This is a genomic window from Iodidimonas gelatinilytica, assembly GCF_008579125.1.
GTDB classification, from domain to species: Bacteria; Pseudomonadota; Alphaproteobacteria; order Sphingomonadales; family Rhodothalassiaceae; genus Iodidimonas; species Iodidimonas muriae.
On record NZ_BKCL01000006.1, the window covers coordinates 118494 to 141999 of the forward strand.

Annotated in this window: 23 protein-coding genes and 2 pseudogenes; 11 read left to right on the plus strand and 14 right to left on the minus strand. The window is 51.4% G+C overall.

Translation table 11 applies throughout. From position 1 onward, the window contains the following. The first annotated feature begins 5 nt into the window (after positions 1-5). The 3 genes and pseudogenes from JCM17844_RS09725 (at position 6) to JCM17844_RS16650 (ending at position 1853) form a co-directional block, all read left to right on the plus strand. Positions 6-1204, plus strand: a pseudogene (locus JCM17844_RS09725) (CaiB/BaiF CoA transferase family protein). Continuing rightward, positions 1204-1563 (plus strand): isochorismatase family protein, encoded by a 360-nt coding sequence (locus JCM17844_RS16645; protein ID WP_210431748.1) that lies wholly within the window; start codon positions 1204-1206, stop codon positions 1561-1563. The pseudogene JCM17844_RS09725 and the gene JCM17844_RS16645 overlap by 1 nt, the downstream one beginning before the upstream one ends. Beyond that, entirely contained in the window at positions 1560-1853 is a 294-nt protein-coding gene (locus tag JCM17844_RS16650) for an isochorismatase family protein (protein ID WP_210431749.1), read from the plus strand. Before JCM17844_RS16645 ends, JCM17844_RS16650 begins: the two co-directional genes overlap by 4 nt. On the opposite strand, the gene JCM17844_RS09735 is transcribed toward JCM17844_RS16650, so the two are convergent. Beyond that, positions 1837-2475, minus strand: a complete 639-nt coding sequence (locus tag JCM17844_RS09735; RefSeq protein ID WP_150000772.1) for a GntR family transcriptional regulator — start codon at positions 2473-2475, stop codon at positions 1837-1839. The two genes, JCM17844_RS16650 and JCM17844_RS09735, sit on opposite strands and share 17 nt — an antisense overlap. A gap of 146 nt (positions 2476-2621) precedes the next feature. On the opposite strand from JCM17844_RS09735, the gene JCM17844_RS09740 reads away from it, so the two are divergent. The 7 genes from JCM17844_RS09740 to JCM17844_RS09770 all read left to right on the plus strand — a co-directional run bounded on the left by JCM17844_RS09740 (position 2622) and on the right by JCM17844_RS09770 (position 8232). Next, positions 2622-3167 carry an aspartate/glutamate racemase family protein gene (locus tag JCM17844_RS09740; RefSeq protein WP_210431750.1) on the plus strand — a complete coding sequence of 182 codons (546 nt, stop codon included), beginning with the start codon at positions 2622-2624 and terminating at the stop codon, positions 3165-3167. Positions 3168-3365: 198 nt separating this feature from the next. Next, positions 3366-3686, plus strand: a complete 321-nt coding sequence (locus JCM17844_RS09745; RefSeq protein ID WP_210431751.1) for a nuclear transport factor 2 family protein — start codon at positions 3366-3368, stop codon at positions 3684-3686. 129 nt (positions 3687-3815) lie between these two features. Continuing rightward, a complete protein-coding gene (locus tag JCM17844_RS09750; RefSeq protein ID WP_150000773.1) occupies positions 3816-4214 on the plus strand; it encodes a nuclear transport factor 2 family protein in 399 nt (132 codons plus the stop codon). A 48-nt stretch (positions 4215-4262) separates the two neighbouring features. Next, the gene (locus tag JCM17844_RS09755; RefSeq protein ID WP_150000774.1) at positions 4263-5012 is read left to right on the plus strand and encodes a glutathione S-transferase family protein; all 750 of its coding nucleotides are present in this window, start codon (positions 4263-4265) and stop codon (positions 5010-5012) included. Continuing rightward, entirely contained in the window at positions 5009-5695 is a 687-nt protein-coding gene (locus JCM17844_RS09760) for a glutathione S-transferase N-terminal domain-containing protein (RefSeq protein WP_150000775.1), read from the plus strand. Before JCM17844_RS09755 ends, JCM17844_RS09760 begins: the two co-directional genes overlap by 4 nt. Before the next feature lie 42 nt (positions 5696-5737). Beyond that, positions 5738-7075 carry a TonB-dependent receptor plug domain-containing protein gene (locus JCM17844_RS09765; protein WP_150000776.1) on the plus strand — a complete coding sequence of 446 codons (1338 nt, stop codon included), beginning with the start codon at positions 5738-5740 and terminating at the stop codon, positions 7073-7075. A gap of 14 nt (positions 7076-7089) precedes the next feature. Next, complete coding sequence (locus JCM17844_RS09770; protein WP_210431752.1) at positions 7090-8232, plus strand: TonB-dependent receptor; 1143 nt, start codon at positions 7090-7092, stop codon at positions 8230-8232. A gap of 137 nt (positions 8233-8369) precedes the next feature. On the opposite strand, the gene JCM17844_RS09775 is transcribed toward JCM17844_RS09770, so the two are convergent. Both JCM17844_RS09775 and curA read right to left on the minus strand, forming a co-directional pair. Beyond that, entirely contained in the window at positions 8370-9086 is a 717-nt protein-coding gene (locus tag JCM17844_RS09775; RefSeq protein WP_150000778.1) for a CPBP family intramembrane glutamic endopeptidase, BDIM_20840 family, read from the minus strand. A 267-nt stretch (positions 9087-9353) separates the two neighbouring features. Beyond that, positions 9354-10390, minus strand: a pseudogene (gene curA, locus JCM17844_RS17295) (NADPH-dependent curcumin/dihydrocurcumin reductase). Between the two features lie 322 nt (positions 10391-10712). Between curA and JCM17844_RS09785 the strand changes: the two are divergent. After that, entirely contained in the window at positions 10713-11138 is a 426-nt protein-coding gene (locus tag JCM17844_RS09785; protein WP_210431753.1) for a hypothetical protein, read from the plus strand. A 25-nt stretch (positions 11139-11163) separates the two neighbouring features. On the opposite strand, the gene JCM17844_RS16030 is transcribed toward JCM17844_RS09785, so the two are convergent. The 11 genes from JCM17844_RS16030 to JCM17844_RS09835 all read right to left on the minus strand — a co-directional run bounded on the left by JCM17844_RS16030 (position 11164) and on the right by JCM17844_RS09835 (position 23160). Beyond that, positions 11164-11646, minus strand: coding sequence for a PfkB family carbohydrate kinase (locus JCM17844_RS16030; RefSeq protein ID WP_371864756.1), 483 nt, complete (start codon positions 11644-11646; stop codon positions 11164-11166). Then, the gene (locus tag JCM17844_RS16035) at positions 11547-12143 is read right to left on the minus strand and encodes a PfkB family carbohydrate kinase (protein WP_210431754.1); all 597 of its coding nucleotides are present in this window, start codon (positions 12141-12143) and stop codon (positions 11547-11549) included. The genes JCM17844_RS16030 and JCM17844_RS16035 overlap by 100 nt, the downstream gene beginning before the upstream one ends. Before the next feature lie 40 nt (positions 12144-12183). Beyond that, positions 12184-12939 carry an SDR family NAD(P)-dependent oxidoreductase gene (locus JCM17844_RS09800; protein WP_150000781.1) on the minus strand — a complete coding sequence of 252 codons (756 nt, stop codon included), beginning with the start codon at positions 12937-12939 and terminating at the stop codon, positions 12184-12186. 38 nt (positions 12940-12977) lie between these two features. Continuing rightward, on the minus strand, positions 12978-14249 hold the full coding sequence (locus tag JCM17844_RS09805) for an MFS transporter (protein WP_150000782.1): 1272 nt from the start codon (positions 14247-14249) through the stop codon (positions 12978-12980). After that, positions 14246-14641 (minus strand): cupin domain-containing protein, encoded by a 396-nt coding sequence (locus JCM17844_RS09810; protein ID WP_210431755.1) that lies wholly within the window; start codon positions 14639-14641, stop codon positions 14246-14248. The genes JCM17844_RS09805 and JCM17844_RS09810 overlap by 4 nt, the downstream gene beginning before the upstream one ends. Continuing rightward, the gene (locus JCM17844_RS09815; protein ID WP_150000783.1) at positions 14642-16840 is read right to left on the minus strand and encodes an alginate lyase family protein; all 2199 of its coding nucleotides are present in this window, start codon (positions 16838-16840) and stop codon (positions 14642-14644) included. It abuts the gene before it with no gap. After that, positions 16837-19071, minus strand: coding sequence for a polysaccharide lyase 6 family protein (locus JCM17844_RS09820; RefSeq protein WP_210431756.1), 2235 nt, complete (start codon positions 19069-19071; stop codon positions 16837-16839). The genes JCM17844_RS09815 and JCM17844_RS09820 overlap by 4 nt, the downstream gene beginning before the upstream one ends. A gap of 153 nt (positions 19072-19224) precedes the next feature. Beyond that, positions 19225-19977: a FadR/GntR family transcriptional regulator gene (locus tag JCM17844_RS09825; RefSeq protein WP_150000785.1), complete on the minus strand. Its 753-nt coding sequence runs from the start codon at positions 19975-19977 to the stop codon at positions 19225-19227. Between the two features lie 155 nt (positions 19978-20132). Further along, on the minus strand, positions 20133-20294 hold the full coding sequence (locus tag JCM17844_RS15045; RefSeq protein WP_210431757.1) for a hypothetical protein: 162 nt from the start codon (positions 20292-20294) through the stop codon (positions 20133-20135). Then, entirely contained in the window at positions 20273-21394 is a 1122-nt protein-coding gene (locus JCM17844_RS09830; RefSeq protein ID WP_150000786.1) for a TonB-dependent receptor domain-containing protein, read from the minus strand. Before JCM17844_RS09830 ends, JCM17844_RS15045 begins: the two co-directional genes overlap by 22 nt. Beyond that, the gene (locus JCM17844_RS09835) at positions 21391-23160 is read right to left on the minus strand and encodes a TonB-dependent receptor plug domain-containing protein (protein WP_150000787.1); all 1770 of its coding nucleotides are present in this window, start codon (positions 23158-23160) and stop codon (positions 21391-21393) included. Before JCM17844_RS09835 ends, JCM17844_RS09830 begins: the two co-directional genes overlap by 4 nt. Positions 23161-23506 lie beyond the last annotated feature (346 nt).

Sequence of the window (23506 nt, forward strand, 5' to 3'; positions counted from 1 at the left end):
AGAGGATGGATGCAGTGAAAACTGAGCCCCAAGGCGCACTAAAAGGCTTACGTCTTATCGAAATGGGCCAATTGCTCGCCGGACCTTTTTGCGCCCAGATCATGGGCGACCATGGTGCCGAAGTCATAAAGGTAGAGCAGCCTGAAGGGGGAGACCCCATGCGCCAATGGGGGCAGAAAAGTGGCCTGTGGTGGCCCATTGTTGCGCGCAACAAGAAGTCTGTCACACTCAATCTGCGCACCGAAAAAGGCCAGGAATTACTAAAGGAAATGGTTTCCAAGACGGATTTTCTTTTAGAAAATTTTCGTCCCGGAACGATGGAACGCTGGGGCCTTGGCTATGAAACCCTGAGCGCCATCAATCCTCGCCTGATCATGATCAGGGTTTCCGGATTTGGGCAAACAGGACCATATGCCAAACGCGCCGGATACGGCTCGATCGGTGAAGCCATGGGAGGGCTGCGCAATCTGGCGGGCCACCCGGACCGGCCTCCCAGCCGTATCGGCATTTCCATTGGCGATTCTCTGGCCGCAAACTTTGCCTGCATGGGGGCGTTGATGGCCCTACATCACAGGGAACGCACTGGCAAAGGGCAAATGGTAGATAGTGCAATTTATGAATCGGTTCTGGCTATGATGGAATCCACCGTGCCGGAATATACCGTTGAAGGCTTTTTACGGGAACGCACAGGCTCGGTTTTGCCCGGAGTCGCCCCCTCCAACGCCTATCCTGTAAAGGATGGAGAGGTGCTGATTGGCGCCAATCAGGACACCGTATTCAAACGCTTTGCCCAGGCCATGAAGCGCCCCGAACTGGCTCAGGATCCACGCTATGCGACCCATAGCGCCCGAGGTCCAATCAAGAAGAACTGGATGACCTGATCTCCCAATGGACATGCACATTCACATCCAAAGAACTTCTTGATTTAATGGAAGAATATGGCGTTCCTGCGGGCAAGATATTCAAAGCACCGGATATGCTGGAAGATCCGCATTACAAGGCCCGTGAAGCGCTGGTTAAAGTCCCCCACGAGCAGTTCGAAAATCTGTGGATGCAGAATGTTACCCCGCGCCTGTCCGAGACGCCCGGGCATATTGCCTGGCCCGGCCCGCAACTGGGCGAGCACAATGAAGAAGTTTATGGCAAACTGCTCGGAAAAACCCGCGAAGAGCTCGCCCGCCTGTCTGCAGATGGAGTGATCTGATGGCCGCGACCCGGCAACCAAATCATGAACAGGATTATGCCAGCGCCGGCTTTGGGAACCGGCTTGGAATGGGGCATCGCCCAGCCCTTTTGGTGGTCGATATTGTCAAAGCATATCTGGACCCTGCCTCACCGCTTTATGCCAATGTAGAACCCGCTGCCAAAGCCGCCGGGAATTTGGTAAATGCCGCGCGAAAGGCCAATATTCCCGTGATATTCACCAATGTGCGCTATACACCCGGCGGCGCAGATGGCGGCCTGTTTTTCCGAAAAGTGGCGTCTCTTAAGGTGTTGGAAGCGGGAACCCTATGGGAGAATTTCCCGATCACCCGGCCCCCATCGGCAATGAACTGGTGGTGACAAAGCAATATGCCAGCGCCTTTTTCGGCACATCGCTCGCATCCACTCTGGGCGCAATGAGAGTGGACAGCTGCTTTATCTGCGGATTCACCACATCAGGCTGCGTACGGGCCACAGCCCTTGACGCCATGCAAAGTGGCTTCATCCCCTTGGTTGTGCCGGAAGCGTGCGGCGACCGGAATGCTCAGGTGCAACAAGCCAATCTATTCGATCTGGGGCAGAAATATGCCGATATCGTCCCTCTTGATGAAGCTCTAAGCCTCATGGAAAGCCTTATTTCTCGCGGTTAAAGCTATGAAGGGCCGCATGAATATGGGACACCATCACCGATTGTGCCCATGAGGAATCTCCCGCGCGCAAGGCCTCAACAATTTCCCGGTGATGTTCATTGGAACGTTTGAGATTGGCCATAGAATAGCGCTGCAATGTACCGATCAGCACCGGCTGTTCTGTTAGATTTTGCAAAAAGACCCGTAAGCGCGCACTGCCTGCCATATCAATAATCAAGCTGTGTATACGGCGATTGGCATCCAAAAAAGTATCCAACTGATACCCATCGCTATCAGACAAGGCTTCATCAATGCGTGCAACCTGCTTATCAAGAAGCGCTAAAGTCTCTTCATCAGCATTTTTTGCCGCACGCGCAGCCGCGACTCCCTCCAATACGGCACGCAGTTCGAACAGGTCTTCCTGATCTGTTTCCGATATCTCCATAACATAGGTGCCGCGATTTGGAATTTGCTGCACAAACATATCGTTAGCTAATTTTTGCAGCGCCTCACGGATAGGCGTACGGCTCACCCCACAAAGGGTCGCCAATTCATCTTCAACCAAGCGATCACCGGGGGTGAACTCCCCTCGCAAAAGCCGCTCTCGCAATTCTCGATATGCTTTTTCCGACGCTTTCGACATATCTCGCTCACCTCATCAAGTTGGATACAGCGTCGTTCACATAGTTGTGCTTGACGCGCCATTCTGTATACAATAGCATCCTCTCAGAAACTCTAGCGAACTATAATTTCACCGTAAAGGTAGGAAGCTGGGAGGAGGCAGAAACGATGCCGCGTATCAAGATAATCGTACCCATCCCAATGGACGAGAGCGGTGTTGAAAATCGTGCCGCACAACTCCCTAGCAGCCAGATCGCGCCAAGTTACGAGGTGGACTTCGAGGCAGTCTCGTACGGCGCAGCACTCGGCGACAGCTATTACGATATGCTGCTGATGGATATGTCCGTTTTCGAGGCCGGACTAAAGGCGGAAGAAGAAGGATATGATGCCGTTTGTGTCGACACTGTATCCGATAGCGGTCTTTATGCCCTGCGCTCGCGTCTTTCGATCCCCGTTGTCGGTCCGGGGCAAACCGCCCTTCATATGGCGTCCATGCTGGGGCACAAATTTTCGATCATCACCATGTGGGATGAATGGTTCCCGCTCTATCGGAAAATCCTTACTGAATATGGACTTTGGGGCCGTCTGGCTCCATGCGATCCATTAAAACACGCCCGGACCTCTCTGAATTGCTCGAAGGCAAGGAAGATGTGGTGTTTGAAAAGCTGGAACGCGAAAGTCTCGCGGCCGTCGAAAAGGATGGCGCCCATGTGATCGTTCTTGGGTCCACCACCATGCATCAAAGCCACGGTTATCTGGCAGAACGCCTACCGGTGCCGGTAATCAATCCCGGACTAACCGCCTACAAAATGTGCGAACTGATGCTTGAATGCGGGCTATCCCACTCGAAGCGAGCCTTCCCCACACCTGAATGTCCGAAAGACTCTGAGATTTTGGCAAGGAGATCCTGACATGGTTTTCGATGTTGCATGGCTAGGAAGCAAGTATCCTAAAGAGCGAGATGGAACCGCTCCTTACGAGTATTATGTGGATATTGTGACAAAGCGTTATTTCCACGGCGTGGATAACAAGAACCTGGATTTAGTCCTCGATTGTTTTCACGAAGATGCTTTCATCCATGAAATGACATCAAACACCCGACATGACGGTCGCGATCAAGCATTCGCCGTATGTTCCAAGATCTTTTATCAAATAATGATCGTATCTGGCACGGAAATTTTGTGCATACAGTTGATATTATCCGACAATCCGTATGCTCTCAATTCAGTGTAGAAATAAAGCCAGCTGGATCAAAAGAACATCGCTATGAAAATTGCAATCTTTTTTATTTGAAAGACGGCAAATTTACGCGCGTCTTTGTTTATATGAGCGGTGAAAACCTTCTAGTTTAGGAATATAATCATGCAATATCAAAGTGACCTTTCAGGAGACGAGCTGATAAATCTTGCCGTGAAACGGTATTTCGGCAGCGTCGATAAAAAAGACATGGACGGCACATTGGTCTGTTTTCATGACGAAGCCATACTGACAGTCCAAACCTCCTTTACAACCCATGCCGGCAAGACAGCTATCAAGCGCATGTTTGCTGATTTCTTCAGCAGTTTCGAGCGGATCATTCATCGTGACTTCGAATGTACCGCAGATCCCGCCAATGGCCGGATCTGCGCCAGTTTCACCGCCGAACTGATAACCAAGGATGGCCGCACCAATTTGCTGCATAACACAAATTTTTGGCGCGTTCGCGGCGACCGTTTCCAAGAGGTCTATGTCTATATGAGCGGAGATAACGTATTGATATGATATAGTTTTTATAAAAAATGACAAATATCCGACCGCAAGGAGGCTGATTTGAAACTGTTCTATTCCCCTTTCCATTCTTTCATCCACAAGGCATTGGTGGTATCGCATGAAGCGGGCCTTCAAGATAAGATCAGCCTTGTCCCTACGTTTCCCTTCCGAAATCGCGATGGTGAAGATGTAAGCGGTCAATATTCTCTGGCTCCCATCAATCCACTGGATAAAGTGCCAACACTCGCGCTCGCCGATGGGCAGGTTATCTTTGGTAGTCAGGCCATATGTGAATATCTCGATAGCCAGCGTGTGTCTGGCGCCCCCTTATTCCCCTCTATCACCCTTAATAACGGCAAAACCCGCATGGAGGCGATCACTCGCCTCGCCCTTGCCGACATAATGTTCGAACAAACGGTCCAGATGGTGATGGAAGGCTGGTACCCGGAAAAAGAGCAGCACCTAAAAATATTCCAATGGATCTGGCCCAAGATCGAACGTGGCCTTGATCATCTGGAGAATGATGCAAAAAAAGGCTGGGATCGCTTTGACATCGGACATGTGAGCATGTTGCAAATGATCTCCTACACCGATTTTCGCAACAAATTCTATGGCGACGCCGATCCAGTCAATCCCGGTTATAATTGGCGTAAAGACCGCCCGGCATTAAGTGCATGGTTCGATGAGGCAACGCAACGAGATTCTGTAAAATGGTTTTGGAACAAGGATTTCGAAGCTGACGAGAGCCCCGAGTTTTTCAAAAAATCGATCAATGAAGTTCTATCTTCTCAGGGGAGGCCGTCCCTATGATCGAACTTTATTACTGGCCGACACCCAATGGTCATAAAGCATCTATCGCGCTTGAGGAAATGAGCTTCGCCTATGAAGTCCACCCAGTCAATATCTTAAAAAGCGAGCAGTTCAAGGAAACGTTCCTCGCACTCAATCCCAATCACAAAATCCCCACGCTTGTGGACCGCTCAGGCCCCGAAAAACAGCCAATTACGTTGTTTGAATCTGGTGCGATTCTTGAATATCTTGCAGAAAAATCTGGTCGTTTTTTGCCCACCAAAGCGCATGCACGGTGGAATGTGAAAACATGGCTTTATTTCCAGGTGGCCAGCATGGGGCCAATGCTGGGGCAATGCGGGCATTTTCTGGGATATGCCCCTGAAGATGTGCCTTATGCCAAGGTCCGCTATCACACTGAAACAAAGCGGCTCTATGGCGTTTTGGAAGGTCAGCTGAAATCTCGAGAATTTATCTGCGACGAATATTCCATCGCAGATATGGCCACTTATCCGTGGATAGCACCGGTTATCCGCGACCTTCATCATATGAATATCGACGACTATCCGAACTTAAAACGCTGGGCAAGAACAGTCGAGTCCCGCCCCGCTGTACAGCGTGGCATGGCTGTTTTGGGGGACGTGATGAAAATCGGGAATCCAGACGATGATGCAAGAAAATCACTGTTTGGATCGCAGCAATAAGCGTTCATCACAAAAGAAATTTAATAAATAGGGAGAACAATAATGGCTAATCCAACCACAACACGACGGCTTTTGAATTCTGTAGGATGTCTCGCCCTCCTTGCCGGCGGGCCTGTTTTGGCCCAGGAAATGCAACCGGAAACCGATGGCATTATAACTCTAGAAGAAATCGTGGTTACAGCACGCCGGTTCGCTGAATCCATTCAAGATGTACCTGCCACCGTTTCGGTGATCGACAGTGCCACCATCAATGATGCCGGGGTGGAACGCGTAGAAGATTTCATCAGCCTGACCGCCGGTGTCAGTCTTGTAAATGCTGCCGAGGCTGGCGATACACAGGTTAATATTCGCGGCATCAACGGAACCAGAGATGCGGAATCCAGCTTTGCCTTTGTGATGGACGGCATCCTCTACACCAACCCGGCAGCCTTTAATCGCGAATTTACAGCTCTTCAACAAATCGAAATCCTGAAGGGGCCACAAGGGGCCATTTACGGGCGCAACGCCGCCGCCGGAGCCATTGTGGTAACAACACGCAAACCGGGCAACGAGTTTCATGCTTCTGGTAAAGCCAGTTATGCAGAAGACGACACGCTCTTTTTAAACGGATCCGTGGAAGGCCCGATTGTCGAAGATAAACTTTTCTTGCGGGTAAGTGCCGATTATCGGGAGACTGATGGCTTTTACCGCAACAGCTTTCAAGACAACCGTCCTATCGTCGATGATTTTGAAAACTGGAATATCAATGCCCGGCTGGTCGCCGAACCCACCGACAGGTTGAGCATCGATACGAAGGTACGGTATGGTGAAGTTACCGCTGGGGCCATCACATTCAATGCGTCCTTTGAAATTCCGGCATTGGCCGATGCATTCAACCAGCCCCTATTTTTCGAAGACGTGAATGATCATGACTTCGTTTTTCAAGCCAATATCGACCCTTTAAATAAACAAGATGCTCTGGAAATTTCATCCAAGATCGACTACGCCTTTGATTTTGGAGACCTCACTATCTGGTCGCTCTATTCTGATATTGATAACTCGTTCAGTGCCGATGGGACATCAGGAGCCTTCGGGTTTTTTACTGACGAACAGACTTGTCAGAATTCGGCGCAAGATCTATTCGATCAAGGCGTTACCCTACCCGGCCCTCAATTTTTAGGACCGACCCCGGGTTTTCCCACCTCTTTGCTTGGCCCCTTCACCCCCACCACTTGCGACGGCACACAATATCAAGAACGCAATCAGTCGGATTTCAGTATCGAGGCACGTTTGAGCGGCAGCACCATGGGTGAACGCCTGACATGGGGTATTGGCGGTTATTTCCTTGATCTCAAGCGCACGGTGGGGGTCAACCTTGGCATTGATACGGGTATGGGGTAACGCGGGAATTGTTTGTGCCACAAGGCCAGCCTAATCCCACAGAGCAGCTTTTGCATGATCGCTTCAACACCAATGTTTATGCTGTCTTTGGCGAACTTGGCTATGACGTGACAGATAAATTCATCTTGTCATTTGCTGGCCGCTATGATCGCGAAGAGCGCACGGTGAACAATCTGGTTCCCACCGATGCCTTGACACAGTTCATTGATTTCGATGGCGCACCTTTTACCGGTGGAGCACCTCTTAATCCTGGGCTGAACCCGCTGATTAATCCAGAGGGCAAGATCGACGAGCGCAATCGCAATTTCAATCAGTTCCAACCCAAAATTTCTGCCACCTATCATCTAACGCCTGGGCTTACGGCCTTTGCCAATTGGGGCGTTGGGTTCAAAAGCGGCGGCTTCAACAATCAAGGCTCGAAAGCCACCGTCGATACCCAGATCAATGCAGCTTTTGGCAGCACCGTTAATGTTGAGGATGATTTTGAAAAAGAAACTTCCTCAGCCTTTGAAGTGGGGCTAAAAGGCACAGTCTTCGATGGCGCTGTGCATTATGAAACAGCCGCATTCTACACCGATGTAGACGATATGCAGTTCTTCGAATTCTTTGTTGGAACATTCGGATTGCTGCGGGTGGTTTCCAATATCGATGATGTGGATATTTACGGGCTTGAAAGTTCGGTTTCGTGGGCGATCTCTGATCGCTTTAAAACCTGGGTCAATGGCAGCATCATCGACAGCGAAATCAAGGTGAACAGTGGACGCCCTGATACGGTAGGGAATAAATCCCCGGCAACGCCCAGCTTCAATGTCAATTTAGGTGGTCAGTGGACCCAGCCATTGGCCGATTGGGTTGAACTGTTCGTTCGTGCCGACACTCAAATCATCGGCCCCACATGGTTCCATACGGTTCAGAAAAATCAGCAACCTTCCTTGTTCGGGCTTAGTGATTTTTCCAAAACACGGCGCGATACATACGCAACATTGAACCTCCGCGCCGGGTTTCAATCGGAAAACTGGTCGGCCCTCTTCTTTGCCGACAATGTAACCAAGACCGATTATGTGGAAGAAGTGATCGGTGCGCCAGAATTCGGCGGCCCCTTTCTCAATCCCGGCGCACGGCGGCGCTTTGGTTTTGAGTTGAGCTACAGCTATTAAACACCGCCGCTAAGGTTATTCCCGCCACATCATCTATTTGCGGGTAAATGGCTCGACATCCTAAAAACCTGAAAACAGGTTAACACAAGGATGTCGGGCCGCTTTTTTTGTACTCATCTGCATATCGCAGACAAGTCTCACACAAAGTAAGAGATTGAATTTCCCGCATTATGAAGCAAGATCGGCAGTACAAGACTTCCCGTACGCAGACGCAACCACACGGCAAGCAAAGATGGCACCGCCGTAAGCGCCATGATCATCGGCTCGAAAGAAAACGCTCCGTCGGAATATCCAAAGGCATGTGCAAGACCAAATACGGCCGATGAGAAAAATGCTCCCCACCCCCAATCAACACCAAGAAACCGAGTGCGTCCTGTGAATGCGCGATCAAACGCAAAAAGCAGAAGCCCTCGATAAAAAATCTCTTCTTCAAGCCCCGGCATTGTCAGTTGAAAGGCGATCGTTTCAACTGATGCATTTTCACTTGGAAAAACAAATGCCAGTGCTACAAAAAATGCAATATAAGCAACTGTAACGGGAATCGCCGCTCCCAAACTGCCTTTTTTCTGCCGCAAAACAAGACCGATCTGTCGCCGCCCGATATATGGGAGAGCCACCAGCAGCAGCGTGACTATCAGCGCAAGGACTTTCCCTTGCCAGTTCCACTCGCTCAAGGGCAAGAGACGGGGCAAAATTCCGTAGCCTCTTGTAAGGAAAAAATCGTTAAGCACGACAAAAAGAACAGCGCTAAGAAGCCAAACTGGAGAAAAATTCTTTCGATCAAAAAAGCCGATAAGAACTCCAAAAAACAGTATAAGCCCTACGATCCCCACGATGCTAATAATGGCATCCATGGCATTCCCCCTCGTTATAGGCCTGCTTTTACAAAGTGCCGGCCAATTTTATTTTCAAATTCTCTTCCTATAAAAAACAACGCTTTTACCGGAACAACCAGATAAAAAGATTAGGGTAGCAATCTATCTTGAAAAACACGTGCTCTGGCCAAAGGCGCGGCATAGAGACTTCACAGCAAATCTAGCGGAATTTTAACCGGTCTTTTCATCAAGATCGCAGCCCTGATGGCAGGGTCTGAGCACCATCAGGGCCGTTCAGAGCTGTGCTTATTTCTTTTGCCCAACGCGGATAACGCGCTTGCCGAAATTTTCACCCCGCAGAAGGCCAATAAAGGCTTCGGGAGCATTTTCCAGACCATCAATGATCTCTTCGCGGTATTTGATCTTGCCGTTTTCCACCCAGCCGCCCATTTCCTTGGCAAATTGGGGATAGAGATGGCCAAAATTGTCAAAGATGATGAAGCCCTGCATCAGGATCTTCTTGCGCAAAATCTGGCCCAACAGCCAATTCATCCGATCCGGCCCATCGGGTAATTTGGTGGCATTATATTGCGACACCAGCCCGCAAACCGGCACCCGCGCATTCACATTCAAAAGCGGGAGCACCGCATCCAGAACCTTACCACCGACATTTTCAAAATAGACATCGATACCGTCCGGGCTCGCCTTGGCCAATTGGTCCGCAAAGTCCGGCGCTTTATGATCGACACAGGCATCAAAGCCCAGTTCATTCACCGCATAGGCGCATTTTTTCGGCCCACCGGCAATGCCAACCACACGGCATCCCAAAATCTTGCCGATCTGACCAACAGTGGCCCCGACAGGCCCGGTTGCTGCGGCCACAGCAATGGTTTCGCCAGCCTTGGGCGCACCGATCTGTTTCAGCCCCGCCCATGCCGTAAAGCCAGGCATCCCCAAAATCCCCAGCGCCCAAGACGGATGCGCGGCGCCCGCCCCAGATTGGCCACGCCTTCGCCATTGGATAGGGCATAATCCTGCCAGCCATTAAAACTCAGCACCCAATCACCCGGCGCGAAACCGTCCAGATTTGAGGTGACCACTTGCGCCACCGTGCCACCGATCATCACATCCCCGATCTCTACCGGCGCAGCATATGAGGGCGCATCACTCATCCGGCCCCGCATATAAGGATCAAGCGAGAGATATTCGGTGCGCAACAGCATCTCGCCCTTTCCTGCAGAGGGGATATCCCCCGTAACAAGGCGCAGCGTGTCTTTTGTGGGTTCGCCCTTTGGCCGTGCGGCCAGAACCAATTGGCGGTTCGTTTTATCGGTCTGTGTCATACTCATGGGCTCCTGAACAGCGCTGCAACAGCATTAGGGATTATTGAAATTAGGAAATAGCCTAAAGGAAAGAAAGACCTTGGCTCCCGTTCCATTTTTGCCTTCCCGACCAGAAAAGCGCACAAATGCGGTAAAAACAACAAGATGCGCCATTTCAGAAAGTGGGATCACCGCCACCCTGATCAAGGTTTGCAAACAAAAATTGCAACCATATCTTTCTCACGCGCAGGATCGCCCACATAATCATTGGTTCAAAGGCCAGCAAACCGGCTGTATGCGATCACGGACCCCTTACGGCACCACGACCATAGAGAGATAGCGCATGACCAGAACGTCCCACCAAGAAACCACTGTGTTACGTGATATCTGGATTTCTTACCGATCCCAACCGCTCTGGGTGCAATTCTGGGTCGCCCTGATTTTAGTCCCCGTCAATATGGCCAGCCTGTTGTTCCTGAACGAGCCCATGGGACTATGGATTGCAATCCTTGCCAATATCGCCATGCTGTCGAACCTGCCGATCATGCTTTATGAACGCGGCTTTACGAACGCCATGGCCTTGCCGCATATCCTGCCATGGACGATCCTGGTTTATCTGATCCTGTTCGCCAGACCGCCAGCAACGGGGCTATATGATGCCTATCTTTGGGTGCTTGTCGCGGTTGATCTTGTGTCCTTGGTGTTTGACTATCAAGAAAGCCTTGCATGGCTGAAAGACCGCCAGCGCAAAACCCCTCCATCCGCATGAAAGACATCCCGCACGGGAGCGCTTATCAGGTGACGTTGGAATGCTCTGGAGCCAAAACATTATCGGAGCGTAATTGGGCAAAAAAACGCTCCCGTTCAATGATTGCGCCGGGCGATGACACAACGATACGTGCAATGCGTGCAGCACTTTCCACGGCCTGTTCTGGTTCTTGGCCTTTTAACCGATAAGCCAAATAGGCACCGGCGAAAGAATCCCCGGCAGCCGTTGTATCAACAACACGATCTGCCGGTTCAAAGGGCACATGGAATTGCCCGCCACGCACCTTACCAAAAATGCCGCGCTCACCAGCTTTCACAATCGTTTCGGCCACGCCTATCCGTTCCAGTTCGGATATTTCTGTGTCTTGGGACCGCCATCCAAAAAGATTTGCCTCTTCTTCTTCACCGGTCAGAACCATATCAGACAGGCCATAAGCGGCCATTGTATTGGCGGCAGCACAATCGCGGCTTTCCCATAAGGCCGGTCTGTAATTAGGGTCGAATGCGATGAGGGCGCCCTTTTCTTTCGCATTTTGAAGAAATGCGAACAGCGCCTCTCGATCCGGCGGGCTGAGAATTGCAAGGTAATGCCGGAAAAATAGACAATATCTTTTTCCGACAAATCTTCGATGGCAATCCCCCCCACCGCATCCATCAACTTGCGTGCCGCCGACCGGCTGCGCCAATAAGAGAAATTGCGTTCTCCTTGCTCATCGGTATCAACCACATAAAGCCCGGGCGATTTTCCCGGAAGGCGGGCCACATGGTCGACCGAAATGCCTTCGCCTTGCCAAAACGTCAGCATTTCTCCGGAGATTTTATCCTCACCGACAGCGCTCACAAATGCGACAGTCACCCCTGCGGGCGCAAGGCGCTTCAAATAGACGGCGGTGTTATAGACATCGCCTGCAAATGACCGTTGAAAACTGCCGTCCTTGGTGCGTGAAAATTCAATCATGCACTCGCCAATGGCATAGACAGTGGGCTGTTCAAACTTTTTGATCATATGCATCACATCTATAAGAAGCGGCTCGAATGCCTATGGGTCAGGAGAAAAGCAAACCGCCATTGATGTCGATACAGGCGCCATTGATGAAGGATGCCTCGTCAGACCCAAGATAGACCACCAGATCGGCGACTTCTTCCGCCTGTCCTTCCCGTTTCAAAGGCGTTGCCGCGGCAACATTTTTGCGGACCTCATCCTTCGAAAAGGTATCATGGAAGGTGGTGGCAATCATACCGGGACAGACCGCATTCACACGGATGCCCTTTGGACCCAGCTCCTTGGCCATGGCCCGCGTAAAGGTCATGAGCGCGCCTTTTCCCGTGGCATAGGCAGAGGCTCCGGGGCCGCCACCATCGCGGCCAGCCTGGGACGCAAGATTCACGATCGATGCCCCGGCGCTCATCAGCGGCGTTGCATGTTTACAGGTCAAAAATGCAGAATTCAGGTTCAGCCGGACAACAGCGCTGAAGAAATCCTCATCCATTTCCTCCAGCGTTTTGCGCGCCACGATCCCGCCGGCCACATTCACAAGCAAATCAATAGCAGGGCCATATGTTTCTTTTGCCAGCGCGATCATGCGCAGCACATCGTCTTGCTTTGTCATGTCGCCGCGGAACAATATGGCTTTTCCGCCCGCCTTGGTAATCTCTGCGACCGTTTTTTCAGCCGCATCCTGATCACCATAATAATTGACCACAATATTGGCGCCAAGTTTCGCAAGTTTAAGAGAAATAGCCTTGCCGATATCTCTGCCGCCACCTGTGACGATTGCAGTTTTTCCATCAAGCTTTTTCATATCAGTTCCTTATCTAAGAAAACGGAGGGGATCGGTTATCAAGATGATTGCGGCGTCAAGGGCTCTACTTTCCCCACGAGCACCCAAATGCTCAGGACGCTTAAAACCGCAAGGGCGGCGCCAACAATGAAGGCTGGCGCATAGCTATTGACGGTAATGACCGGGATAAGAAAATTGAGCGCGACAACACCAAGTTTCGCGCCGGTTCCAGCAAATCCGGCCAAAGACCCAACGGATTTTCCGCCATAGAGGTCGCTGGGCAATGTCTGGATATTGCCAATTGCGGTCTGGAACCCGAACAGGATAACCGCCATCAGCAACACCGCGAGCAAAGGCGTGGCGGCAACCATTGTCAGCAACAATGCAGGCAGCATGATTGCGCCGCCCAAGGTGATGATGAATTTTCGGGTTTTATTGACCGACCAATTGGCGGCGAGACGATTGCTCGCAAGCCATCCACCAAAGAAAGCTCCAAACATGCCGCCCACATAGGGCACCCACGCATAAAGGCCGATCTCTTTGACGCCAAAGCCATATGTTTGAAACAGATAAATCGGCAACCAGCCAACAAACAGCCACCAGATCGGATCTATGAAAAACGATGCCAGAATAACGCCCCAGCTTTGCCGCCGCGACAAAAGCTCTGCCGTGGCGGGCGCATATGTGGGGGCGGACACATCTTTTGCAGGACGCTGGCCCGTTAGAATATAAGTGCGCTCTTCTTCGGCGAGCCAAGGATGCGTTTCGGGCCCGGATTTATAAAGGATCAACCACGGAACCAGCCACAAAAAGCCGACCCCTCCGACAATCAGAAATGTCGCCCGCCAACCGAAAAAGGCAAAGAGATAGGCAATGATAGGGGCCGAAATAATAGCGCCCACCGCCGCGCCGGAATTAAAGATCCCTTGTGCCAGAGCGCGCTCCTTGATGGGGAACCATTCCGCATTTGCCTTGGTGGCACCAGGCCAGTTGCCTGCTTCCGAAAGCCCTAATGTGGCCCGCACGATGCTCAATGACACCAAAGAATGGACGACCGAATGTAGCATGATGGAGACCGACCAGACGACGATGGACAACACAAATCCCAAACGTGTGCCAATCCAGTCGAATATCTTGCCAAAAAGGCTTTGCCCAAAGGCATAGGAAAAGGTGAATACATTCAGGATGATGGCATAGTCAGTGGTGGTCAGCCCCAGATCTTTCGAGACTTCGGGCCACATGATCCCCAACGCATTGCGATCAATGTAATTGATGATGGTGGCCAGCGCCACAAGGCTGACAATGCACCATCTCAAGCGGTTCTTCATCATGGTGTATCCCCCCCTTGTAAAAAATCTTCGCGGATGGGCGCGAACATATCGACGAGCGCACCGGCTTCGCGGCATACCGAGCCATGATTGACGCCCGGTGCCACATAGAAGCTGTCGCCCGCGCTCAGACGCTTGGTGATGTCACCAATGGTCACCTCAAAGGCCCCGCTCTCGATATAGGTGAGCTGGGTATGGGGATGGGCATGCATGCTGCCCACCACATCTTTCTCGAACCAGACACGCGCCGCCATGGTCTGGTCATTGAACCCCAAAAGCTGCCGGCGGATTCCCGGTTCCAACTGCTCAACAAGGGCATTATCTCCCATTATGAAGGCCGGACTCTCATGGGCAGGCTTCGCTTTGCGTTTTTGTGTAACATCGGGGGACGCCATTCATTCCTCCTCCAAAACCGTAACAAATCCGCGCCAAGCCCATTCATGGCCTGCCGATAGAATGCGGTGTGTCTTTTCAGAATCCGGATCGTTCGAGATCGCCAGACGAATGATCTCACCGGTTTTCATTTCGATTTTTATGAGATCGGCACCGGCTTCAAACACATGGTCGATGCGGGCAATCTGGCTATCGCTGCCTGCTGTAAATTCCGCCGCCGGATTATAGATCCCATGGGGCTCGATTACCGACAAGAACCGCACAGCCTTGCGCCCGTTGCTGCGAAGAATAAGCCCCTGCTGATCCCGTAGATTGAAATCCGGATCATTGGCACCTGTGCGCACAAAAACCGGTTTTGTCTTTTCAGGCGCCACCGCATGCAATGTGTAAAATCGCCGGGCGTTCAACCATGAAAAGCGGAGCGGACCATCGGTGGGCTGCCCCGTCGCTTCCACCCATAGATGCTGATAACCATGCGCCTGCCCCAAGGGTTTGCGGGACTCCGTATTGGCCTGCAACGCCCCCGAAAAATCCACAATCTGCCCGTCAAAATAAAACGGGAGATCGAATGTGGTCTTTTCCTGCGATGAAGCGCTCATCACATCAATCAAAAGAGGGGCCGCAAAGGCCAGATGGTCAAGCTGCACCACCGTTCGCTCGATCACCGTGTCCGGATACGCATTTTCAAGCGATGCAGAAACAACATTCAGCCTTTCCCCGGCCTCGAAATATCGGACAGTGGGCCAATACTTTTGCGCGCGCTTCCAATCGCCACCAAATTGCGAGGATTCATTCACCACAAGCGTGTTATGGGCGATTGTCTGCTTCGCCCAGCTTTGGTTTTCAAGAAGATAGCGGCCGCCATCTTTTGACGGAACATTGAGAAACCGCGCCGCGCCATAATCCGTGAGGATTTCCCGGCCATTGTCGTAAAGAATATAAGAGAGCTTATCAAAATGGCCATGTCCCATGCCTTGGGACGTATTTTTCGCAACAATCGTCTGCGCCATAGGCCCGTCGCCCATGCGCAAAATCGCCAGCGAACCCTGATCGCCATCCGGTCCATCACGGAGCATCATGGTGCGAAAGGCAAAGGATTGCCCTGCTCCTTCGCTTACAGCCCGCGCAACAGCCAAGCCATCGCCGGTCAGCACGGTTTTTCCCTGATAGTCCGCAATAGACAAAAGATCATTGCGCCCGGTTCGGGTAAAGGCCGCCGCCACCGCATAAACAAGTTCCTGCGTATCAAGGCCCTTTTCTTTGATCGCATCATTGATCGGGAAAAACTTGCCCGCATAGCTTTGCTGGATAGTGGCATCGATCGCCTTTAGAAGAACGCCATCGCGATGTTCAAAAATCTTCCGATCCGGTTCGTTATGATCGATCGCCTGCGCGAACAGAACGAACGGCATCAAGGCATATCGCTGATAATAAGGCCCTTCGGTATAATACCCGTCGGGCGAAAAAAGCTGATCCAGTTGCGCCAGAAACCCACTGGTTCCATCGCCCGTCAACCCGAGCAAAGCGCGCTCCACCAGTGATGGATCGTGCAAGGCATATCCTGTCATGCCAACGCCGGCAGCAGCCCATGTTCCGTGATTATGGATCTTTTGAAAGGTTTCCGGATTTTGCAGCGAAAGGAAATCCGCAACCGGCCGCAGCAAATGGTCTTCGATGGTCGCACGGTCTTTGTCGGACAGCGCATCGGCAATGGCATCAAATCCCTGAACCACATGGACGAGCCAGACGGATTCATTGAGATTTTGCCAAAACAGCTTCCCCGGAGACTGCCGCTTCTGCGCAGGATGCAGTGGCAGATCTTCATAAATTTCCGCATAGGCCAAAAGCAGATCCGTCGCATGGCGCAGATACCGCTTGTCCCCTAAAAGCTGGAACAAAATGCCTGCATCATGAATAACTTTATAGTTTTCCTTATGGCGTTCATGGGTATAGCCACCGCCCGGGTCCACAGGCGTGGGAACAAGAACACCTTCTGCGATGCTGCGCTCTACACGGGTCTTTGCATCTTCAAGCGACGCTTCAAAAAGGGAATATGTTTGCCTGGTCTGGCGGCTTTGCCGGATAGCCTCGACCCCTTCAGCGGTAAGTATAAGGGACGGTCGTGCAGCTTTTGCATCCACCATAGTGAAAAGCATTGTTCCCGCACATATGGCCACCAATAAAGCGCGAAGCCTTTTCATTTTCCGGCCCCATTTTGCACCAGATCCATCGCCTTTCCGGCTTCATCAAAAACTTGCGGCTTTGGCGACTGTTGAAAAACAGTGTCTGCAATGGAGAACGGCATCCCAAGAACACGCCGCCGGATATAGACCGCACCGGATCGCACAATGTGATTGTCGCGCAGTATCAGACCGTCGATGGCATTGAGATAAAGCGCATAATCCTTCTGCCCCACATCCGTAAGAGTTGACCCGATAAGGGAAAATCGAGGTCCAAAGGTGCTTTCATCGCGCCCTTCACGACCAAATATCACCAGCGGCCCGCCAAGATTTTCAAACACCGAATTGGTGATTGTCACATCGTCGGCAAGATACCACCCCGCCAGCCCTTCACCGCTCAGGGAAAGAACGGGACCGCCCCAATCGCGGATCACGAAATGATCCAGGGTTATTTGTTCCGCAAAGGTTTCCGCATCGGTATCAAGAACCGGAATGGGCAAGGCCTCCCCTGCCGGGGCTGCCACCACAATGTCCGTCATCGCCAATGAATATGCGCCGCGATAGTTTTTCGCTTTTGCATGAAGCAATGCCTTGTTGTTATCAGTCGCCCCTAGAACGAGATTTTCAAGGGTGAGACGGGCCCCCTCTTTCAAGATAAAAATAGACGGCCCGTGGCTTTTCAGCTGTGCTTTCACCGACGCCGAAGACGCCCCGCGCAGAGTGAGCGCGTGATCAATGACCAAAGGCGCCTCCAGATCATAAGTCGCCCCTGACAAGACAATGCTGTCACCCGGCAAGGATTGCAGAACGGCCTGGCTTAATTCGAAGCCGGATGACACATCGATCACGCGCGCGTCTTTGATCTTTTGCGCGGGCTTTTCCAGCCATGACGGGCCCGTTTCAGAACGCTTGACCGGCACCAGATCGCGCGGCGCTCCTACTGAAGAAAATTTTCCGGTCTGTGGCGGATAAAGCAAGCCATTTTCGGCGCGAACAAGATCAATCTCTGGCTGGATGACAGCACCATAGGGGGCGAATGCCGCATTGTTGGAGATATTTTCGCTAAAACTGATTCCGCTGATATCATCAAAAACAGAAACAGGCATATCGCTGTCGGTGACAAGCAAATTATTCTTGAACGCACTGTCCAAAGGTGGTGCGCTGCGCTCTTCATCTGCGCCGACAGCAAACCCCACCGAAGCCACATCAAGGAAGCTATTGTTCGCCACAAGCGCATTTTTGACCTGATGATAGCGATTGATGGCGGAGTTCGGCACGCCATTCATAATCGTCAAGGCGCTCAGGAATTTCGTTCCGCGCAGCTTTTCAAAATAATTCCCTGTAACCGTTTGATTTTCATTGATGATGCGGATGCCGCCCGTATCGGAAACGCCATTTCCAAAAAACACATTGCGGGACACGGTATTCTGCCCACCATGGCGCAGAACCACCGCGCCACGGGATTCATAGAAAACATTTTCAGAAATGCGATTGCCTTCGGATTTTACCGAAATGATTTCGACTTCACCATTGCGCCGCTCAAAATAATTCCTTGTGATAAGCGTATCTGAACGGGTGCGGGAATAATCGCTCACCCCAATCCGGATAGTCTCGCCACCATTTCCGCCCAAAGGCGGCCTATGCCCAAAGAAATTATGATCAATACGGTGATTGTTGGCGCGGCTTTCCTCTGTGTTCAGACGAACAGCGAATGTGGGGCCTTTATTGGTTTTTCCGGCAAAATAATTATGGTCGACGCGATTATTTTTGCCAAATAGCGCAACCCATTGGTCATTGCTTGTGCGATCCGGCTTATTGAAGTCGATAATCGCATTTTCGGTAAACCGCGTATGGTGCGCAAGCGTATTGGAATCCCTCCGAAAGGACACGACCTCTTTGCCGGGGCTATAGCCGTCCTTGAAGGTAAGACCATAAACGATGAGATACGCGCCACCGATGCGCAGATTTGATCGCCCGGTAATAATCACATCGCCGGGCGTTTCGGCCCTCAGTGTAATGGGCTGGTCTTTTGTCCCACGGGCTTCGAAGACCATTTCGAAATCCCGCCATTCACCATTGGCCAAAATAAGGGTGTCGCCGGGCTGCAATGCCTTGACCGCTTTTTTGTAAGCGGCCTGATCCGTTACACGATAATTTTCGGCATTGGCGGCGCTGACCGGAAGTACAGCGATGGCATATCCAAGTGCACCGATAAACGCTTTGGTGAAAGATTTAGATAGGAAGATCGACATGCCCATAGCGTGCTCCTGTTTATTATCCGGCGCAGTTTCACGGAAACGCCCGCAGAAGCATATGGGAGAAATTGAAATTGGACAACGCTTAATATAGTCCAATTATCAAAATCGGTCATATTTTTTGGTATAGATACCCTGAAGCCAGAAAACTCAAAAAACCGCTGTGGTCTTGTTCAGGAAGCGTTCGCGGCTCTCCAGCGTTTTCCGCCGTGCTTCTTCGATTGCTTGCGCCTCGGTCGCGCTCAGCATGGCTTCAATGATACATTTGAAATGCGTCCGCATGGCCCTGCGGGCCTGTTCTGGATCATGCGCGCGAAGTGCCTGCGCAATATCCCGATGTTCCGTCAACCGCATATCGGGGTTGATGCCACAGATCTGGTCATAAGCCTGCTTGATATCCGGCTTATCGGTGCGTATGCGCCACAAGCGCTCAACGGTTTCGATAATCGCATTGTTTTTGGTCGCCCGGGCGATCGACAGATGAAACTGCCTGTCCGCATCGGCTTCCAAAGGCTCATTGGCATCGGTTTCCGCCGCCATCGTTGCGACAATATCATCAAGCGCATCAAGCTCTTCATCAGAAATCGATACCGCCGCAAGGGCCGCCGCTTCAGACTCGATGGCAGACCGCGCCTCCGTCAGCTCAAACGCGGTGACAGCGGGCATTTCCTGCATGGACTCATTTGCCTGACGCAAAACATAAACGCCTGACCCAACACGGATATCGAGCAGGCCAACCGCTTCAAGGGCGATCTGCGCTTCACGCACGGTTACCCGGCTAACGCCCAATTTCTCTGCCAAATCCCGCTCGCCAGGAAGCCTGCTCCCCGGAGGAAAGGCCCCTTCTTGCACCAATGTCTTAATCTGCCTTGCAACAGAATGATAAAGCCGTTTCTCAGCCATAAAAACTCACTGAATTAGCGCCACACAAAACAAACCAGACACATCTATATCAATTTCATATACCAATTTCCAGCCATCATTCAGCAACGACCTCCACCCGCAAGGCATAAAGGGCGCGGCCCCATAGGACCGCGCCCTTTATGCCTGGAAAAGCTTCAGAATTTCACCCGAACGCCTGCGAACAAACGTGGTCCATAGACATTCACTTCGGCAAGGTTTTCACGGGTCGGATTGAATTGTTTGCGGGGTTCGTTGTTGAGATTGAGCCCTTCGAACTTCAACTCGATATTATCCGTCAGATCATAAGTGACGCGCACTTCAAACACGCCAGTATTACCGATGAAACGAAGATTTCCCGGCGTCGAAACAAATTGCTGGAAATATTCGCTGCGGTATTTGTAGATGCCCTGAATATCAAGCGCCCGATCTGGTAGTAAAGCTGCGCCGAAAGGACATGCTTGGAAAATCCGAAAATTTCCGCCGGCGGAATAATCCCCGCACGACGGCGCTCTTCGCCATCAACAAGGACAACGCCTTCCCCGAATTGCCCATCTTCAAACTCGAAATTCGAATCCGCGTAATTATAGCTGATTTTGGCACCCAGACCACTCAGCGGACCGGGCAAATAGCTAAACCGATGCGCGGCGGTTATCTCCATCCCGATAATTTCGCTGGTGTTCCCCGTTGTTTCCGTGGTGGTCACAACCGTTTGCAGCGCCTGACCATCGATCAAAAACTCTTCAATCTGGCCAACCGTATCGAACCCGCCATCAAAGCGCTTGTAATAAGTCCCCAAGGCCAAAATCGTGTCGTCATTTGGATACCATTCAATGGCCGCATCAAAATTCCACGACATCAAAGGATCGGTAAACGGATTGCCATTTGCCGTTGCCAGCGCAACCACATTTGAAATATCGGTTTCACCTTCGGAATCATCCGTGATGCCGGAAAAGGACCGTCCAAATCCCAAAGAATCTGGATCGGGGCGCGATAAGGCCCGATATACGGCACCGCGAACCAACAAGTCGTCCCGAAGATCAAACACTGCGTTCAAGCTCGGCAGGAATTTCGTGTAGGTACCACCGCCCACAACTTCAGTGACCGTGCTTGTATCCACATCAATATCGGCGATTTCACCCGGCTCGGCACCCGGAACGATAAAAAGTTCGCCCCGCAAGCCCGTGGATTCAACTTTGGTACGCACGATACGCAAGCCAAAATTGCCACGCACCGGCAAATCGCCCAATTCACCCGCATAATTGGCCTGCATATAGCCTGCAATGGTATTTTCCGTCACATCCACATTCGCAATATCCTGTGCCGGATCCGGAATTTGAGGCGTGCTCCCAAGGAACTGTTCAGCAAGGCAAAGCGGATCGAATGCGGCAAATCCATTTCCCGTCCCTTGGGCGATCACATTGCATCATCATCGAAATTTGTGATCAAAGGCTGCCCGCCGGAAACCGATGTAAGAAACCCGCTTTCCGGGAAGCTGCCGAAGCGACATGCCTGACTAACGGCAGCGATCGCACTATCATCGAAGGTGAATTCATCCCGGATCTGCGGGACGGAATTAAATTCCAGCTTGGAATAGCGCATACCGCCTTCGATATTATTGATCAGGCCCCAACCGGTTTCATAATCGAAGTCTCCGCGGATGGCCTTGATCTCATTATTCCGAAATTGATTGAGATCAACGCGCGTGCGCGCCGCATCGGCGAAAAGATCATGGTCCGTTACATCGAAATTTCGCACGAAGAAATTATGAATATCCGACCCATTTTGCCCGATCAGCGTGGCTGTTTCCACACGGCCATTGTCTGCGGCACCCGGAACGGGATTGCCGAAAATATCCACAGGTTCCGATTGAAGGCGCGTCTGGATAATGTTTTCGCGCCGCTCCGTTCTTGAATAAGAGGCATCAAGAGAAACAATCAGACGATCGGTAAGCATATAAGAAAGCCCCAATCCGCCGCCGACATATTCCTCAAGCCGTTCTTGATAGGTGCTATTGGTTTCAATGCGCTGATTGTTCGTAAAGGTTTGCAGCGATCCAAATTCCCCTACAGTCAAGGGAACATCGAACTTTCCGTCACGGACAAAGCCGGGCTCATCAATCCGGCGGTTTTCTGCGAACACAAGATCATTGCGGACCTCGGTAAACACGCGATCCGAATATTGAATATCAAAATTGATATCCCAACGGTCTGTCGGCCGCCATTGAAAAGCCCCGAAGACGGAATCACGATCATCATCGGTAATATTCTGGCGGAATGAACGAGAACTTGCAGCCATAACGAAGGGCGCATTTTCATCAGGAACAACGCCATTTTCATCCGCAACAAGATCAAGATTACCGCCACCGGAATCGCAATTATTGTTATCGCGGAACACGCCGTCGCCGTCGCGCGACGGGTCGTTGCGGCAATCGCGGAACGTGCTTGTCGACCGCGCTTCCTGTTCTGGGTTGGTGGTCACATTGCGCTGCGCACCAATGGAAAGCCCGAATTTACCAAGGGAGCCAAGGTCGAACTGATCCACATAGCTGAGAGTGCCGCGATAGCCGAAATCTCTCTCTCGCGGGCTGATATTATTGTTATCCGGGTTGTAATTGGCTTTGATTTCGCCCTGGATACGGCGCTTGCCATATTCCAGTGGTTTCAGGGTTTCCAACGCAATCTGCCCCGAAACGCCGCCTTCAATAAGGTTTGCTTGCTGGGTTTTGTAAATCGCGAGCTTATTGAAAAGCTCTGACGGGAACTGACTGAAATTCACAGAACGGTCGCCTGATCCGTTGGTTGCTTCGCGGCCATTGATCACCGTTGACCCAAGAAACGGACCAAGCCCGCGAATGGATATTTCCGTTGCACCGCCCTGTTCACGATGAGACGAAGCGCCGGTCAGGGTTTCAAGGGCTTCACCGATCGAAAGCGCCGGCAAATCACCAATATCATCAGCCGAAAGCGCATCGACGATCGCCGCGGAATCGCGTTTCACCTCGATAGAATTCCGGATAGTGCTTCGCGTGCCTGTCACCTCGATCGTTTCTATCGAAGGCTCTTCCTGCGCATGCGCCATAGGCGCCACTAAAGCCACCAATGCCGTGGAAAGCAGAAGCGCCTGACATATTCCGGCTTTCTCTCCGACGTTCCAGAGACGTGGCAATGTTATTGTCTGCCTCACGGCACTCCTCCCCTATATGGTCAATTTTTTACCCTCCCAGAATTGACCAATATACCACAATCTGTCAACGCTATATTTAGGCCACTAATTTAATTCTGGTCTAGTGAATTGGTATATAACTATATTTTACATTCATTTTTTGTTTAAAGAATGACATCCACGAATAACCCACCGCCAGATACGCACCCGGTCAAAAGACGGGCGGTAACAAAAATAGGCCGTCTCTGACGAATCCGGAAAACCTTTTTATTTTTCAAATATTTGGGCGTTGAATTATTTTTCCAATTTTCGGGAACGCAATAACCCCTTGCCGCATCTAATGATCGACACCTCCCGTATCCAAAGC

Excerpts from the sequence above, each read along its gene's own strand:
- JCM17844_RS09745 (WP_210431751.1), top strand. The coding sequence starts at position 3,366 with ATGGTTTTCGATGTTGCATGGCTAGGAAGCAAGTATCCTAAAGAGCGA.
- JCM17844_RS16035 (WP_210431754.1), bottom strand. The coding sequence starts at position 12,143 with ATGATCAAAAAGTTTGAACAGCCCACTGTCTATGCCATTGGCGAGTGC.
- JCM17844_RS09740 (WP_210431750.1), top strand. The coding sequence starts at position 2,622 with ATGCCGCGTATCAAGATAATCGTACCCATCCCAATGGACGAGAGCGGT.
- JCM17844_RS09810 (WP_210431755.1), bottom strand. The coding sequence starts at position 14,641 with ATGGCGTCCCCCGATGTTACACAAAAACGCAAAGCGAAGCCTGCCCAT.
- JCM17844_RS09785 (WP_210431753.1), top strand. The coding sequence starts at position 10,713 with ATGACCAGAACGTCCCACCAAGAAACCACTGTGTTACGTGATATCTGG.
- JCM17844_RS09750 (WP_150000773.1), top strand. The coding sequence starts at position 3,816 with ATGCAATATCAAAGTGACCTTTCAGGAGACGAGCTGATAAATCTTGCC.
- JCM17844_RS16645 (WP_210431748.1), top strand. The coding sequence starts at position 1,204 with ATGGCCGCGACCCGGCAACCAAATCATGAACAGGATTATGCCAGCGCC.
- JCM17844_RS09735 (WP_150000772.1), bottom strand. The coding sequence starts at position 2,475 with ATGTCGAAAGCGTCGGAAAAAGCATATCGAGAATTGCGAGAGCGGCTT.
- JCM17844_RS09765 (WP_150000776.1), top strand. The coding sequence starts at position 5,738 with ATGGCTAATCCAACCACAACACGACGGCTTTTGAATTCTGTAGGATGT.
- JCM17844_RS09820 (WP_210431756.1), bottom strand. The coding sequence starts at position 19,071 with ATGTCGATCTTCCTATCTAAATCTTTCACCAAAGCGTTTATCGGTGCA.
- JCM17844_RS09760 (WP_150000775.1), top strand. The coding sequence starts at position 5,009 with ATGATCGAACTTTATTACTGGCCGACACCCAATGGTCATAAAGCATCT.
- JCM17844_RS09805 (WP_150000782.1), bottom strand. The coding sequence starts at position 14,249 with ATGATGAAGAACCGCTTGAGATGGTGCATTGTCAGCCTTGTGGCGCTG.
- JCM17844_RS09825 (WP_150000785.1), bottom strand. The coding sequence starts at position 19,977 with ATGGCTGAGAAACGGCTTTATCATTCTGTTGCAAGGCAGATTAAGACA.
- JCM17844_RS09775 (WP_150000778.1), bottom strand. The coding sequence starts at position 9,086 with ATGGATGCCATTATTAGCATCGTGGGGATCGTAGGGCTTATACTGTTT.
- JCM17844_RS09815 (WP_150000783.1), bottom strand. The coding sequence starts at position 16,840 with ATGAAAAGGCTTCGCGCTTTATTGGTGGCCATATGTGCGGGAACAATG.
- JCM17844_RS09800 (WP_150000781.1), bottom strand. The coding sequence starts at position 12,939 with ATGAAAAAGCTTGATGGAAAAACTGCAATCGTCACAGGTGGCGGCAGA.